This window comes from Stenotrophomonas indicatrix, assembly GCF_050573115.1.
Lineage (GTDB): Bacteria > Pseudomonadota > Gammaproteobacteria > Xanthomonadales > Xanthomonadaceae > Stenotrophomonas > Stenotrophomonas lactitubi_A.
This window is the reverse complement of sequence record NZ_JBNYZT010000007.1, coordinates 219,549-234,684: the sequence shown is the minus strand read 5'-3', so window position 1 is coordinate 234,684 and position 15,136 is coordinate 219,549. Positions and strand designations below refer to the sequence as shown.

13 protein-coding genes and 1 riboswitch are annotated in these 15,136 nt (G+C 66.7%); of the genes, 6 read left to right on the top strand and 7 right to left on the bottom strand.

The window, feature by feature from the left end:
* Nucleotides 1-140: 140 nt before the first annotated feature.
* Nucleotides 141-1,094 carry a DUF1028 domain-containing protein gene (locus tag ACQ5SA_RS16960; RefSeq protein WP_499315130.1) on the top strand — a complete coding sequence of 318 codons (954 nt, stop codon included), beginning with the start codon at nucleotides 141-143 and terminating at the stop codon, nucleotides 1,092-1,094.
* Nucleotides 1,095-1,173: 79 nt separating this feature from the next.
* On the opposite strand, the gene ACQ5SA_RS16955 is transcribed toward ACQ5SA_RS16960, so the two are convergent.
* Nucleotides 1,174-3,024 carry an RpoH suppressor gene (locus ACQ5SA_RS16955; RefSeq protein ID WP_499315128.1) on the bottom strand — a complete coding sequence of 617 codons (1,851 nt, stop codon included), beginning with the start codon at nucleotides 3,022-3,024 and terminating at the stop codon, nucleotides 1,174-1,176.
* A 142-nt stretch (nucleotides 3,025-3,166) separates the two neighbouring features.
* Nucleotides 3,167-3,395, top strand: a riboswitch (cobalamin riboswitch).
* 144 nt (nucleotides 3,396-3,539) lie between these two features.
* On the opposite strand from ACQ5SA_RS16955, the gene ACQ5SA_RS16950 reads away from it, so the two are divergent.
* Together ACQ5SA_RS16950 and pncA are read left to right on the top strand one after the other, a co-directional pair.
* The gene (locus tag ACQ5SA_RS16950) at nucleotides 3,540-4,211 is read left to right on the top strand and encodes an epoxyqueuosine reductase QueH (RefSeq protein ID WP_353099908.1); all 672 of its coding nucleotides are present in this window, start codon (nucleotides 3,540-3,542) and stop codon (nucleotides 4,209-4,211) included.
* A gap of 57 nt (nucleotides 4,212-4,268) precedes the next feature.
* Nucleotides 4,269-4,895 carry a bifunctional nicotinamidase/pyrazinamidase gene (gene pncA, locus ACQ5SA_RS16945; protein WP_499315126.1) on the top strand — a complete coding sequence of 209 codons (627 nt, stop codon included), beginning with the start codon at nucleotides 4,269-4,271 and terminating at the stop codon, nucleotides 4,893-4,895.
* A 70-nt stretch (nucleotides 4,896-4,965) separates the two neighbouring features.
* Here the strand turns inward: pncA and purU are convergent, their stop codons facing one another.
* Nucleotides 4,966-5,817, bottom strand: coding sequence for a formyltetrahydrofolate deformylase (purU, locus tag ACQ5SA_RS16940; protein ID WP_499315211.1), 852 nt, complete (start codon nucleotides 5,815-5,817; stop codon nucleotides 4,966-4,968).
* A 113-nt stretch (nucleotides 5,818-5,930) separates the two neighbouring features.
* On the opposite strand from purU, the gene ACQ5SA_RS16935 reads away from it, so the two are divergent.
* Complete coding sequence (locus ACQ5SA_RS16935; protein WP_499315124.1) at nucleotides 5,931-6,839, top strand: LysR family transcriptional regulator; 909 nt, start codon at nucleotides 5,931-5,933, stop codon at nucleotides 6,837-6,839.
* A gap of 3 nt (nucleotides 6,840-6,842) precedes the next feature.
* On the opposite strand, the gene ACQ5SA_RS16930 is transcribed toward ACQ5SA_RS16935, so the two are convergent.
* From ACQ5SA_RS16930 to ACQ5SA_RS16920, 3 genes are all read right to left on the bottom strand, one after another.
* Nucleotides 6,843-7,946 carry an NADH:flavin oxidoreductase/NADH oxidase gene (locus ACQ5SA_RS16930; RefSeq protein ID WP_230110229.1) on the bottom strand — a complete coding sequence of 368 codons (1,104 nt, stop codon included), beginning with the start codon at nucleotides 7,944-7,946 and terminating at the stop codon, nucleotides 6,843-6,845.
* Between the two features lie 114 nt (nucleotides 7,947-8,060).
* A complete protein-coding gene (locus ACQ5SA_RS16925; protein ID WP_499315122.1) occupies nucleotides 8,061-8,867 on the bottom strand; it encodes an NAD-dependent protein deacetylase in 807 nt (268 codons plus the stop codon).
* Between the two features lie 43 nt (nucleotides 8,868-8,910).
* A complete protein-coding gene (locus ACQ5SA_RS16920) occupies nucleotides 8,911-9,324 on the bottom strand; it encodes an acyl-CoA thioesterase (protein ID WP_499315120.1) in 414 nt (137 codons plus the stop codon).
* 92 nt (nucleotides 9,325-9,416) lie between these two features.
* Here ACQ5SA_RS16920 and ACQ5SA_RS16915 point away from each other — a divergent pair, with 92 nt between their 5' ends.
* Entirely contained in the window at nucleotides 9,417-10,052 is a 636-nt protein-coding gene (locus tag ACQ5SA_RS16915) for a LysE family translocator (protein WP_089241505.1), read from the top strand.
* A gap of 77 nt (nucleotides 10,053-10,129) precedes the next feature.
* Here ACQ5SA_RS16915 and ACQ5SA_RS16910 read toward each other — a convergent pair whose 3' ends face one another.
* Nucleotides 10,130-11,149, bottom strand: coding sequence for a ribonucleotide-diphosphate reductase subunit beta (locus tag ACQ5SA_RS16910; RefSeq protein ID WP_089241511.1), 1,020 nt, complete (start codon nucleotides 11,147-11,149; stop codon nucleotides 10,130-10,132).
* A 119-nt stretch (nucleotides 11,150-11,268) separates the two neighbouring features.
* Complete coding sequence (locus tag ACQ5SA_RS16905) at nucleotides 11,269-13,680, bottom strand: ribonucleoside-diphosphate reductase subunit alpha (RefSeq protein ID WP_230110227.1); 2,412 nt, start codon at nucleotides 13,678-13,680, stop codon at nucleotides 11,269-11,271.
* Between the two features lie 573 nt (nucleotides 13,681-14,253).
* On the opposite strand from ACQ5SA_RS16905, the gene ACQ5SA_RS16900 reads away from it, so the two are divergent.
* Nucleotides 14,254-15,090, top strand: a complete 837-nt coding sequence (locus tag ACQ5SA_RS16900; RefSeq protein ID WP_499315119.1) for a DUF2884 family protein — start codon at nucleotides 14,254-14,256, stop codon at nucleotides 15,088-15,090.
* Nucleotides 15,091-15,136: the final 46 nt, after the last annotated feature.

The window sequence follows — 15,136 nt, the reverse complement described above, 5'->3', positions numbered from 1 at the left end:
TCCACGCCATGCGTGGATGCTCTTTGATGAATTGTCGACTATTCGATTTCGATGGAGATTCATCCACGCATGGCGTGGATCTACTAAACCTCCCGCGCGTAGGCTGCATCCCATTGCAATGCCTGCCTTGGAGATGCCCCATGTGCCTGTTGCGTTCCTGCCTGGCTTTTCTGCTCGCTGCTGTCGCTGCACCGGCATGGGCGACCTTTTCGATTGCCGCCTGCAACGACGCTGGCGACTGCGGGGTGGCCGTCGCCACCCACAACCTCGCTGTCGGCGGTGTCGGTGTGCTGTGGGCGCAGGCGAAGGTCGGCGCCGTCGCCAGCCAGTTCGAAACCAATCCGACCTATGGCTCGAAGGGGCTGGCGCTGCTGGCCAAAGGTCGCACGCCGGTGCAGGTACTCAAACAGCTGCTTGACGAGGACGGCGACTTCGATGGCACCACCATCGCCGAGCGCCAGGTCGGGCTGGTCAGTGCGCGTGGCGGCAACGCGCAGTACACCGGCGCCACCGCACAGCAGGCCGATTGGGCGGGTACCGTTGGCGAGGGCAAGGTGAGCGTGCAAGGCAACGGATTGGCCGGGCCGGACGTGCTGGCGGCGATGCAACGCGCGTTTGCGGCCACCCACGGTGAGCTTGCCGCGCGGCTGTTGGCCGCGTTGGAAGCAGGACAAGCGGCAGGCGGACAACGCAGCGGGCAATGGTCAGCGGCGCTGCTGGTGCGCACGCCTGGAGGCGACTGGCAGGACACCGACCTGCGTGTGGACGCCGACCCGCGCGCGGTGGCACGCCTGCACGAGCTGTACGACATGCGCCTGTCCAATGAGGCGATCATCCGCGCCGAGCAACGTTGGGAGAAAGGCGATGTGGCAGGCGCGCGCGCAGCGCTGGCGACTTCGTTGTCGCTGGCCCACGGCTGGGACCGCACCTGGGCGCGTGCCGCGCGGCTGGCGATGTCGCACGGTGAAACCGCATTGGCCCGCGAATATCTGGCGGGATTGCGCGCGCTCAACCCGGGGTGGGTGAAGCAGGAGTTGGCCCTGCCGTTGTACGCGCCATTGCGCGGCGATGCAGTGGTCGGAGCGTGGCGGTAGTCGTTAGCGCCGGGCCATGCCCGGCGAGCGCAGCGGTACGAAAGGCCGCCGGGCATGGCCCGGCGCTACCGGACAGCGATCAATAGATCGGCGTCACCTTCATCTGCGGCAACGGTCGTGGCGAGCCGTCAGTGAGGTCGGGGCCAAGGTCATCCCAACTGCGCCCCTGTTCCACCATCAGCCCCCACAGCTGCTGCGATGCCAGCCGCTTGTCTTCCGAACCCAGCTTGTACGACGGCGGCGACGGCGTGCCGGTGGCCACCATCGCATAGGCGGCGCGATAGGCCAGCACCTGCTGCGCCGGATCGTCGGTGCGCGAAATCTCCAGCGTGTAGCGCTGGTAGGCCGAGGCCAGGTTGCGCCACCGGATCCAGTAATGGTTCTCGAACGAGAACGAGCAGAAGCGCGCACCGGCCAGGCTGCCCTTGTCGGCGATGCGGGTCAGCACCTCCTGCGGCATGTCCAGGTTCATGCCCCCTTCGTCGCCCTGCAGGCTCACATGCACGATGCGGTCGCGATACCCTGGCGCACGCGCCTGCAGCAGGTCACGCCAGTTCTGCATCGTGGCCACCACCGCAAACAGGAAGCGGCCCAGTTCGCCGGCCGCCAACGGCGTGGCGATGGACTGGTAATGCCGCTGCCATCCATGACGGTTCTCGGTGGGCAGGAAGACCGAGCGTTCCAGCGCCTGGCGGCTGTCGCTCTCGCGCACCACCGGCTCGGGGCGTTGCGGGTAAACCAGGTTGATGGCGAAGGTCGGCCAGCGCGGCAGCGCCGCATCGAACAGGTGGATCGGGAAGTTGCTGCTGATGCCACCATCGGAGAACCAGCAGACCCGGAACGCAGTGATCACGGGACCGCAGGCCTGCCCGGCGCTGGTCAGCCCCTCCATGCTGTCGGCTACGTTGTGCCCGGCCTCGCCTCCCGCCGTCGACGTCGGCTCGCAGCGCCGCTCGCGACGCGAGGGCTCATGCAGCGGCACCGCGCTGATCAGCAGTGGGAAACTGAGGCTCATGCGCGTGGCCACCAGAACCGGGAGCGACGCGCCCTGCGGCAGGTGGTAATAGCTGCGGCCCTCGACCTCACGCGGTGGACCGGCATGGTCGACCATCCACTGCACCACGCTGGCCGGGAACAGCTGCTCGAACTCCTCGCGCAGGAACCAGAACTGCGCACCCCCCAACGGCAGCGTGCGCGGTTCGTTGTGCGATACGCAGGTGGTGATCATCTGCAGGGTGATCGCGTGCGGGCTGTCTGGCTCGTCTGCGTAACGGGGGGCGTCGTGCAGGTCGGCAAAGGTCAGCGGTGCAGCCATCGGCTTGCCCGACAGCTGCTGCAGGCTCTCATGCAGCCACTCGGTCAGCGCCGGCTTGTCCGCATTGCGGCTCAGCCCGCTGCACAGGCCCAGCAGGTTACGCCGCGCCACGCGTGCCACCCGCAGCGCAGCGGCGGCCACGCCTGCGCCGTAGGCACACAGCAGCGACGGCAGCAGGGTCGCCGCCACGCCGCTCCAGCCACCGCCCCACCAGCCCAGGGCGAGCAACAGTGCCAGCGACACCAGCACTTCCAACGGCGCGATCTGGAACACCGCGATGGCCAGACACAGCAGCTTGCGCGGCCAGCCGGCGTTGCCGGTCAGCACCACCAGCAGTCGATATGCCGCGCGTGCGCCATTGGCCGGTTGGAACAGGCTGTAGATGAACCCGCGCCGCGACAACTGTGCCGACACCGCCGACAAGCCACCGTACCCGGCGTCACCGGGCAGGGTTTCGCCTGCCTGCTGGCGCCGGTCGCCGTATGCCGCAGCGGCCGCCACGGCAGCGGCGATCGCGCCGGCCGAGGTGCCACCGATGCTCTTGAAGCGGTATTCGCGGGCCAGCGCGAGCACCGCGTTGGGATACACGATGCCGCTGGTGATGCCACCTTTCATGACCAGATCGCAGTACTTCGCCGCCACGAGCCACCTCCCGTCTGTCGATGTGCAGTATGGCAAGACGCGCTCTCACAGCCTGAGAAGGCAGCCACAGCTTCGGCGTGTGATGGCGTCCCTTGACCGTTACTGCCAACGGGTCCACCTTGCACCTGCCGAAGGTATCCATCCTGGCGTTCACGCGCGGGGATGGATTTAAACGGGAATCCGGTGAAGGCGCCTCGCGCGCCCATTCCGGAGCTGCCCCGCAGCGGTGAATGGAAACGAATCCTGCCAACAGCACTGGGCTCGCGCCTGGGAAGCGGCAGGTAGTAGGTGGGCTGCGGCCCGTGTCCATCAGCCCGAATACCGGCCCCGGCCGGGGGACTCGAACGTCCCCTGACTCGACCTGGAATCTCCGCGGGGAGGTTGCCGGGGCCATCGTCGTCCTGCGCGTGCAGGCTGCGTGGCCGCGCGCGTCCTGTTCACGGTTTCCGGCCAGACCCGCTGCTGCCCACGCCCAGATGCACCCGACGATGACCGAGCTCCACCGCCCCACCCTGACCCTTCCCGACAACGGCCAGCGCCTGCTGCTGCACTCGTGCTGCGCGCCGTGCTCGGGCGAAGTGATGGAGGCGATCACCGCCTCCGGGATCGACTACGCGATCTTCTTCTACAACCCCAACATCCATCCGGTGAAGGAATACGAGCTGCGCAAGCAGGAGAACATCCGCTTCGCCGAACAGCACGGCATTCCCTTCATCGACTGCGACTACGACACCGACAACTGGTTCAGCCGTGCGCGTGGCATGGAGAACGAACCCGAGCGTGGCATCCGCTGCACGATGTGCTTCGACATGCGCTTCGAGCGCACCGCGCTCTACGCGCACGAACACGGCTACGACACCATCAGCTCCTCGCTGGGCATCTCGCGCTGGAAGAACATGGCGCAGATCAACGACTGCGGCGTGCGCGCCGCCTCGCACTACGAAGGCCTGCAGTACTGGGACTACAACTGGCGCAAGGGTGGCGGTGCCAGCCGTATGGTCGAGATCAGCAAACGCGAGCAGTTCTACCAGCAGGAATACTGTGGCTGTGTGTATTCGCTGCGCGATGCCAACCGCCACCGTCGCGAGAACGGCCGCGAGCGCATCAAGATCGGCCTGCTGTATTACGGACAGGACAACGACGCCGCCACCGGCGATTGACGTGCGCGCGAGGGGCGGCCACGCTGGTCGCCCTTCTTCTGTTGTGCCGGACCTGCCATGACCGCCCTGCCCGCTGATGTCGCCCTGCTGGTGATCGACCTGCAGCCGGACTTCATGCCTGGTGGCGCCCTCGCCTGCGAACAGGGCGATGCGCTGGTGGCGCCGATCGCGGCGTTGCTGGCCGAGCGCCGCTACCGGACCGTGGTTGCAACCCAGGACTGGCACCCGGCCGACCATGCCTCGTTTGCCAGCCAGCATCCGGGGCATCTGCCCTTTGAAGCGATCCTGCTGCACGCGCAGCCGCAGACCCTGTGGCCGGACCACTGCGTGCAGGGCAGCGCGGGCGCCGCCCTGCACGCGGGCGTGGACTGGGCCGTGGCCGACCTGATCCTGCGCAAAGGCACGCGCCAGCAGGTGGATTCGTACAGCGCGTTCCGCGAAAACCACGGCCCCGAAGGCACCCGCCCGGCGACCGGACTGGCCGGCTGGCTGCACGAACGTGGTATCCGCGAGGTGCACGTGTGCGGGTTGGCACGCGATTACTGCGTGTTGTGGAGCGCGCAGGATGCGGTGAAGTCCGGCTTCCGGGTGAAATTCCTGTGGGAGCTGACCCGCCCGGTGACCGACGCCAATGACGGCATGGTGCGCGAGGCCCTGGCGAAGGCGAGGATTGCGGTCGCCTGACGCGTGGCGGTAGTGCCGGCCGCTGGCCGGCAAACCCTGGATCCCCGCAGTTGCCGGCCAGCGGCCGGCACTACCGGAATACGACCGTGCGGTGCCCGTTGAGCAGGATGCGGTGCTCGACATGCCGGCGCACGGCACGCGCCAGCACCTGCGATTCGGTATCGCTGCCAAGACGCACCAGCTCGCGCGGCGTCATCGCGTGGTCCACGCGGGCCACGTCCTGTTCGATGATCGGGCCTTCGTCCAGGTCTTCGGTGACGTAGTGCGCGGTGGCACCGATGATCTTGACCCCGCGCGCGTGCGCCTGGTGGTACGGCTGCGCGCCCTTGAAGCTGGGCAGGAAGCTGTGGTGGATGTTGATCGCCCTGCCCGCCAGCGCACGGCACAGCGTGGGCGAGAGAACCTGCATGTAGCGCGCCAGCACCACCAGGTCGATGCGCTCGCGCTCCACCAGATCGACGATCTGCTGTTCCTGCGCCGCGCGCGTGTCAGCGTTCACCGGCAGGTGGTGGAACGGCACCTGGTAGGACGCCGACAGGGCGGCGAAGTCCGCGTGGTTGGAAGCCACCGCTGCGATGTCCACCTTCAGCTGGCCGCTGTGTGCACGGAACAGCAGGTCGTTCAGGCAATGGCCCTGCTTGCTGACCAGTACCAGCAGGCGTGGACGGCGGCGCCCGTCATGCAGTTGCCAGTCCATGCCGAAGTCCGCTGCCAGTGCGGCCATCGCGGCGTGCACGGTGTCCAGCGGCAGGCCCGCATCGCGGTCGAAATGCACGCGCAGGAAGAAGCGACCGCTCTCCTCGTCGCCGAACTGCTGGGCGTCGAGGATGTTGCAGCCGTGGTCGAACAACAGGCCCGATACGCGGTAGACGATGCCGGTGCGGTCGGGACAGGAGAGGGTGAGGATGGAATCGGGGCGCATCGCCCGAGTGTAGGGCAGCACCGTTGCGCCGTGGACGATGGTCACCGATGCAACCGACTGCTTGGTACAGACCCAAGCGATACTTGGCATTCCACATGGCAAGCTGGTCGGTCATGAACCTGTTGCAGCTCATCCGCAGCTTCACCCGCACCGCAGAGACCGGCAGCATTGCCGCTGCGGCACGCACCCTTGGCATCAGCGCCACCGCCGTGGGCCAGAACATCAACCGTCTGGAAGCCCACCTGGGCGTGCGCCTGCTGAACCGCAGTACGCGCCAGCTGGCGCTGAGCGAGGCCGGCACGGTGTACCTGGCACAGGTGCGGCATCTCGAAGCCGATCTGGCACGCGCGCAGGCCATGGTCACCGGCGACGTGGAACCGGCCGGGCCCCTTCGCATCGCCAGCAGCAGCGCGTTCGGCCGGCACGTGCTGGCACCGCTGCTGCCTTCACTGCAGCAGCGCTATCCACACCTGCAGCTGGAACTGCGCCTGACCGATCGCGCCGTGCAGCACGGTGCCGAGGCGGTGGATGCAAGCATCCGCATCGGTGCGCAGCTGGAGGACGGGCTGGTAGCGCGGCCACTGGCACGTATCCCGTTCGTGTTCTGTGCGTCGCCGGCTTATCTGAAGGCCAGCGGCACACCGCTGGAACCGGCACAGCTGGCCGCCCATCGCGGCCTTCTGCACCGCTTCCCCACCGATGGCCGGCCACTGCGCTGGGGCCTGCTGAAGGATGGCCAGCGGGTGGACGCGGCACTGCCGCCGAGCATGGTCTGCGATGACATCGATGCGCTGGCCGAACTGGCCGCTGCCGGAGCCGGCATCACCCGGCTGGCCGCGTTCGTGGCCGAGCCGTATCTGCGTGACGGTCGCCTGCAACCGGTGTTCGGGCCCGCTACCGACTGGAACCCGGAGCCGATGGAAGTCTATTTCTGCGTGAGCGACCGCCGCGATTTCACCGCCAAGATCCGCGCGCTGTTCGAGCACCTGCAGGCCGGCCTGCCGCCGGCCTGGCAGGTGTAGTGCTCAGCGCGGACTGAACACGCCGCGTGCGTCGCGCGGTTCGCAGCGCAGGTACTGCGGCGCCGGCACCACGCCATCGCCCAGCGCCGCAGCGGCGTGCCACGGCCAGCGTGGATCGTAGAGGATGCCGCGGGCCAGTGCGATGGCATCGGCCTGGTTGTGGCGCAGGATCGATTCGGCCTGCTCCGGCTCGGTGATCATGCCCACCGCGATCACCGGCATGCGCACCTTCTTGGCCTTGATCGCTGCCGCGAACGGCACCTGGTAGCCCGGGCCGACGCTGATCTTCTGACGCTCATGCAGGCCGCCACTGGAAACGTGCAGGAAATTGCAGCCACGCGCGTCCAGCACCTGTGCCAGCGCCTCGCTCTGCACGATGTCCCAGCCACCCTCGACCCAGTCGCTGGCGGAGATGCGCACGCCCACGGCGACCTTGTCCGACACCGCGGCACGCACCGCGTCGAACACTTCCACCAGCATCCGCAGCCGGTTCGGCAGCGAGCCGCCGTAGCCATCGGTGCGTCGGTTGCTCAGCGGCGACAGGAACTGGTGCAGCAGATAACCGTGCGCGGCATGGATCTCGATCAGCTCGAAGCCCAGGCGCTCGGCGCGCACCGCGCTGGCGGCGAAGGCGGCAACGATCTCGGCGATGCCGGCCTCGTCCAGTTCCTGTGGCGCCGGGTCCGCGGCATGGAACGGCAGCGGCGACGGTGCGACCGTGGTCCAGCCGCGCGCATCATCGGCCGGCAACTGACCACCGCCATCCCACGGGCGCGCCGTAGAGGCCTTGCGGCCGGCATGGGCCAACTGCACACCCAATGGCATCGGCGACCAGCGGCGAACGCTGGCCAGCGCCTGCGCCAGTGCCGCTTCGGTGCCGTCGTCCCACAGGCCCAGATCAGCCCAGCTGATGCGGCCGCGCGCTTCGACCGCGGTGGCCTCCAGGATCAGCAGGCCCGCACCGGACTGCGCCAGGTTGCCCAGATGCATGGCGTGCCAGTCGCTGGCGCGGCCGTCTTCGGCGGAGTACTGGCACATCGGCGCGACGACGATACGGTTGGACAGGGTCAGGGGGCCGAAAGAGATCGGCGAAAACAGCTGGCTCACGGCAGTGGGGGGTGTATCAAAGGGGGTACGTATTGCACCGCTGTACGGCCGATAGATCAACCGTGTGGGTAGATCGCTGTTTCGTGGGCAAGAGCAACCGGACCCATGCTCGGCTCAGCGCGTGGTCCAGTCGGCCAGCGCCTCGGCGCAATCGCGCTCGTCCTTGAACTGCAGCAGATCGTCGGCACGGGTGCGGCCACGGTTCAGCGCTGCCACCGGCAAGCCGGCTTTGGCTGCGGCCTGCACGAAGCGGAAGCCGGAATAGACCATCAGCGAGGAGCCCACCACCAGCACCGCGTCCGCCTGCTGCAGGTGGTCGTGCACGGCAGCCACGCGCTCACGCGGCACGTTCTCACCGAAGAACACCACATCCGGCTTCAGCAGGCCGCCGCAGTGCGGGCAGTCCGGCACCGCAAACGCGGAAAAGTCGGTTTCCAGGTCGGCGTCGCCGTCGGGCGCGATACCGGCCTCCAGCGACTCCCAGCCGGGGTTGGCCTGCAGCAGTTGCTGCTGGAAGTCCTCACGCTCGCTGCGACGTTCGCAGCCCATGCAGCGCACCAGATCCAGGCGGCCGTGCAGGTCGATCACGTTGCGGCTGCCGGCACGCTGGTGCAGGCCATCCACGTTCTGGGTCAGCAGCACCTGCAACTTGCCGCTGTCCTCCAGTGCGGCCAGCGCCTGATGCGTGCCGTTGGGCCTGGCCTGGCCGAAACGCGGCCAGCCCAGCAGGCTGCGCGCCCAGTAGCGCTGGCGGGTAGCCGCCTCGCCCATGAACGCCTGGTAGGTCACCGGCGGCGTACGCTTCCACTGGCCATCGGCATCGCGGTAATCCGGAATGCCCGAGGCGGTGCTGCAGCCTGCGCCGGTCAGCACGAACAGCCGTTGGGCGCGGTCGATGAAGTCGGTGAGCGGCAGGGTCATGGCAGTCAGATGGGGGCGCGCGGGCACCCCCGCAAGCGCGGGCTCAGGCAGCCGGGGCGGCGTCGGGCAGCCGCGGCACGGTCACCGGGTGGCCGTCCTCGCCCAGCGCGATCATCACGAAGTGGCCACGGGTGCACAGCTTGCGCTCGCCGCTGTGCAGGTCTTCGGCGATCAGCTCGACCTCGACCTTCATCGAACTGCGACCAACCTCGACGATGCGACCAATGGTCTCCACCATCTGGCCGATGCGGATCGGCAGCTTGAAATCAACCTGGTCGCTGCGCGCGGTCACCACGGTGCGGCGCGAGTAGCGGGCGGCGGCCAGGAAGGCGGCCTTGTCCATCCATGCCAGTGCCTGGCCACCGAACAGGGTGCCCATGTGGTTGGTGTGGTTGGGAAAGACGATTTCGGCCATGCGCACTTCGGTCGGCGGCACGGTCTCGGGAATGGGGGTCATGGGGGCGGTTCGGGTGTGGGGTAAGACGGATTTTAAGGCAGGTTGCGTGCAGGCGGCGCTACACTTCGGCACCCCCACTGCGTGAACCCACCATGCCCGCCACGTCCGACCTGCTGGCCTTCGCCCTTGTCTCGCTGGCCATGGTGCTGACACCCGGGCCGAACATGATCTACGTGATCTCGCGCTCGATCTGCCAGGGTCGCGTGGCCGGGTTGATCTCGCTGGGCGGGGTGGCGCTGGGCTTCGTGTTCTACATGCTGTGCGCGGCGCTGGGCATCACCGCGCTGCTGATGACCGTGCCGTTCGCCTACGACGCGCTGCGCATCGGCGGCGCGCTGTACCTGCTGTACCTGGCCTGGCAGGCGCTGAAGCCGGGCGGCCGCTCGCCGTTCGCGGTGCGTGACCTGCCGGTGGACGGCCCGCGCAAGCTGTTCGCGATGGGTTTCCTGACCAATGTGCTGAATCCGAAGGTGGCGGTGATGTACCTGTCCCTGCTGCCGCAGTTCCTGCACCCGGACAGCGAAGGCGGCGTGCTGATGCAGTCGCTGGTGCTGGGCTCCACCCAGCTGCTGGTCAGCGTGAGCGTGAACGGCATCATCGCGATGATGGCCGGCAGCATCGCCGGCTTCCTGGCGGCCCGTCCCACCTGGCAGGCAGTGCAGCGCTGGTTCATGGGCACGGTGCTGGCCGGGTTGGCCGTGCGCATGGCGGTGGATGGGCGGCGGTAGCGCCAGGCCCTACCGTAAAAACGAAAAACCCCGGCGTTGGCCGGGGTTTCTCGTTGCGACAGTCCTGACCGGTTCGATCAGAAATTCATGTCGAAGGCGACTTCACCCTTCACGCCCACCTGGTAGGCCGAGGCGCGGCGTTCGAAGAAGTTGGTCAGTTCCTGCACGTCCTGCAGTTCCATGAAGCTGAGCGGGTTGCGCACGTTGTACTTGCGCTCCATGCCCAGGCGATGGAAATGGTTGTCGGCGCAGTGCTGCAGGTACTGGCGCATGTCACGGGTGGAAATGCCCGCCACGCCACCGGACAGCACGTCCTCGGCGAACTGCACCTCACACTCGATGGCTTCGGCCAGCATGTCATAGACATCCTGCTTCATCTTGTCGTCGAACAGGTCCGGCTCTTCCTCGCGGATCACGTCCACGCACTCGAAGGCGAATTCCATGTGCGCGCTTTCGTCGCGGAACACCCAGTTGGTGCCCGAGGCCAGGCCGTTGAGCAGGCCGCGCGAACGGAAGTAGTACACGTAGGCGAACGCGGCGAAGAAGAACAGGCCTTCGATGCACGCAGCGAAACAGATCTGGTTGAGCAGGAACTGGCGGCGCTCGTCGCGGGTCTCGATGCGCTTCAGGTCCTGGATCGAGTCGATCCACTTGAAGCAGAAATCGGCCTTCTTCTTGATCGAGTCGATGTTCTCCACCGCAGCGAAGGCTTTGACGCGCTCGTCCGGATCCGGCAGGTAGTTGTCCAGCAGGGTCAGGTAGAACTGCACGTGCAGCGCTTCTTCATACAGCTGGCGCGACAGGTACATGCGCGCTTCGGGCGCGTTCAAGTGCTGGTACAGGTTCAGCACCAGGTTGTTGGACACGATCGAATCGCCGGTGGCGAAGAATGCGACCAGACGGTGGATCAGGTGACGCTCGCCCGGCGACATCTTGCTGTGCAGGTCGCTGATGTCGATCTGGAAGTTGATCTCTTCCACCGTCCAGGTGTTCTTGATCGCATTCCGGTACATGTCATAGAACTGCGGGTAGCGCATCGGGCGCAGCGTCAGTTCAAAACCGGGATCGAGCAGCATCTGCTTGGGCTTGTCGGCCATGGGTGTTTCCTTGAATTCCTGGGTGAGCGGCCGGGCATGGCCCGGCGCTACCGTGGGTGATGATCATCGGCCGGGGTTGCCGGCCAGCGGCCGGCACTACCGCGCGGCGGTGCCGCTTATTACTGGCAGGCCTCGCAGGCTTCCGGGTTCTCCAGCGAGCAGGCGATGGCCTCCTCCGGGCTGAACACCTTCTCCGGTGCAACGCTGGCCGTGTGGCTGACGGTGGTCTTGGCGATCTTGGTGGCCGGACGCGAACGCAGGTAGTAGGTGGTCTTGATGCCCTGCTTCCAGGCGTACATGTACATGGACGACATCGCGCCGATGCTCGGGCTTTCCATGAACAGGTTGAGCGAGGCGGACTGGTCGATGAAGGCGCCACGGTCGGCGGCCATGTCGATCAGCGAACGCATCGGCAGTTCCCATGCGGTGCGATAGACGTGGCGCAGCGTTTCCGGAATCTGGCTGATGCCCTGGATCGAGCCGTCGGCCAGCTTGATCGCATCGCGCATTTCCGGGGTCCAGTGGCCCAGCTTCTTCAGCTCGTTCACCAGGTAGCGGTTCACCTGCAGGAAGTCACCGGACAGGGTCTCGCGCTTGAACAGGTTGGACACCTGCGGTTCCACGCACTCGTAGCAGCCGGCGATGGAGGCGATGGTTGCGGTCGGGGCAATCGCGATCATCAGCGAGTTGCGCAGGCCGTGTTCCTTGATGCGCTCACGCAGGGCGTCCCAGCGTGCGGCATCTTCCGGCACCACGTTCCAGGCATCGAACTGCAGCTCGCCGCTGGCCGCACGGGTGTCGGCGAAGGACGGGTGCTTGCCGCGTTCCTGGGCCAGTTCCACCGAGGTTTCCAGCGCGTGGAAGTAAATGGTCTCGGCAATCTTCTTCGACAGCGCGCGGGCTTCGGCGCCATCGAACGGCAGGCGCTTACGGAAGAACACGTCCTGCAGGCCCATGCAGCCCAGGCCGACCGGACGCCAGCGCAGGTTGCCGCGACGTGCCGATTCGATCGGGTAGAAGTTCAGGTCGATCACGCGGTCCAGCTGGCGTACGGCCAGGCGCACGGTGTCGGCCAGCTTGTCGAAATCGAACTCGCCGTTGCCGTCGAAGTGGTTGCCCAGGTTGATCGAACCCAGGTTGCACACCGCAGTCTCTTCAGCCGAGGTGACTTCCAGGATTTCGGTGCACAGGTTGGACAGGTGGATCACGTTGCCGGCGCGCAGGGTCTGGTTGCTGGCGCGGTTGCACTTGTCCTTGAAGGTCATCCAGCCGTTGCCGGTCTCGGCCAGGGTGCGCATCATCCGCGAGTACAGCTTGCGCGCGGAGATGGTGCGGTTGGCCTTGCCCTGTGCTTCGGCCTGCAGGTAGGCGGCCTCGAAGGCTTCGCCGAACAGGTCGGTGAACTCGGGCACCACGCGCGGATCGAACAGCGACCATTCCTGGTCCGATTCGACACGCTTCATGAACAGGTCCGGGATCCAGTTGGCCAGGTTCAGGTTGTGCGCACGGCGCGATTCGTCGCCGGTGTTGTCACGCAGCTCGAGGAAGTCCTCGATGTCGGCGTGCCAGGTTTCCAGGTACACACAGGCCGCGCCCTTGCGCTTGCCGCCCTGGTTCACCGCAGCCACCGACGAATCCATGGTCTTCAGCCACGGCACGATGCCGTTGGAATGACCGTTGGTCGACTTGATCAGCGAGCCACGCGAACGCACGCGGGTGTAGCTGACGCCGATGCCGCCGGAGAACTTGGACAGCTGGGCGATGTCGCCGTACTTGGAGTAGATCGATTCCAGCGAATCCTGCGGCGAGTCCAGCAGGAAGCACGAGGACAGCTGCTCATGGGTGGTGCCCGAGTTGAACAGCGTCGGGCTGGACGGCAGGTAGTCCAGGTTGCCCATGCGCTTGTACAGCGCCAGGGTTTCCGGCACGTCTTCGCTCAGCGCGCTGGCGATACGCAGGAAGAACTGCTGCGGGGTCTCGATCACCTTGCGGGTGTGCGGATGGCGCAGCAGGTAGCGGTCGTACAGGGTACGCAGGCCGAAGTAATCGAAGTTCAGGTCCAGCGAGATGTCGATGGCATCGTTGAGCTTGCGTGCGTTGGTCTGCACGAAGTTCAGCAGGCGGTCGTTGATCAGGCCCACTTCGTGGCCACGACCCACCGACTGCGAGAACGCGTGGATTTCCTGGTTGGACACTTCCTTGGCGATGAAGTTGGCCAGCAGGCGCGCGGCCAGGCGGCCGTACTCGGGTTCTTCGCCGATCAGCAGCGCCGCGGTGCGGATGGACAGTTCGTCCAGCTCCTGGGTGGTGGCGCCGTTGTACAGGCCGGAAATGGTGCGGGTGGCCACGCGCATCGGATCGACGGCGTGCAGGCCTTCGGAGGAACGCTGCACCGCGCGGACGATCTTGTTCAGATCCACCAGCTCGGTCGTGCCATTGCGCTTGGTCACACTCATCGCGTTGGACGTCGGCGGCGACGTCAACAGGAACTCGCTTTCCTTCTCGATGGTGGCGCTGGTCTCGGTGGTCACGGCGTGTGTCCTCTTGGCGTGATGGATGGTGGCTCGGTGCATCGGATGACGCGGCCCGGGACGTGACACCCCAGGGTGGCAGACCGGTGTCGCAGGAATTGAGACCTGCGCCTGTGGCTGCTGCTGGCAGTGCTGACCGGTGCCGCTGCGGGCATGGAGGGCGTATCACCGGAAGGTCCGGCGATCCATTCCATGGGCCCGGCGGCTTGGGGTCCCCACAACCGACAGCCACAAGATAGTGGGGGTAGTTGGGTCCGTCAACGCCAAATGTAGTGAAATTCGGCAATCCCTTGCGCCGCAAGGATCGTGCCATCGGCGCCCGGTTTGGACGCTTTGGACCTGCTGGATCGGGCTGCGCAGTCAAGCCCGAAAAGCGTCGTGGTGGCGGTAATCAGCACCCCACCAGCGGAACAATGACAGCTTCACATGACAGGGCCGCGCAGGCGAGGGACAACTCTGTGGATAGGTGGTGGGCAGCCGGTGGGAATCCGGTGGACGGGATGACTTCCGGCCGGTGACGCCCACGCGCTGGCGGCGGATGCTGGTCCTCCGGTTCCGGAGAAGGATGTTCCGATGCGCCTGCGCTTGCCCGCCCTGGCCCTGTTGCCTGCCCTGTTCATTGCTCCGGCGCTTGCCTCCGATGGGCCGGACCTGCGCTCGGACCAGTGCGGCATCCATACCGACTACGACGTGCTGGTGGACAGCGGCGGCATCTGGCTGCGGCATGGCCCGCAGGCACCACATGAGGTGGTGTTCCACGACGGCGAGCTGAGCCTGGACGGCAGGATGGTGACGGTCAGTGCCGCCGACGCTGCGCGCCTGCGGCAGATGGAGGCCGGCGCCCGCCAGCTGATGCCGGCCGTCACCGCGCTGGCCCACGAAGTCTCGGGGGTCACCTTCGATGCGCTGGACGCCGCCTTCGAGGCCATCACCGGCAAGTCGCACAACCGCCAGATGCGCGCGATGCGCGGCGAGATGCAGACCTGGATCGACGCCAGCCTGGGCCGCGGCTATTGGGAACAGGAGTCCTTCGGCGATGGCTTCGACGCGCATATCGACCAGATGGCCGAGACGATGGCCGCGTCGATGACCCGCAGCGTTCTGTGGCAGGTGTTTACCGGTCGCGCCGGAGCCATGGAGCGCCGCGCCGACCGTCTCGACGCAGAGGTCGACCGCCGCATGGAAGCGCGCGGCCAGCAGCTGGAGGCCAAGGCGATGGCACTGTGCCCGCTGGTGCAGTCGCTGGCGGATGCTCACGACGCGCTGGAGGTACGCTACCAGGGACAGCCGCTGCGGCTGCTGGAGCGAGGTGAGAGTGTACGGGTGGAGCACGGCACCGGTTCGGGCCTGCATGTGTCGGCCCGTCCGGATGAGCGGCCACAGGGGGATGCGCTGGCGCCAATCCGGTAGCCACCGCAGCCGGTAGTGCCGGCCGCTGGCCGGCAGCCCATGGGTC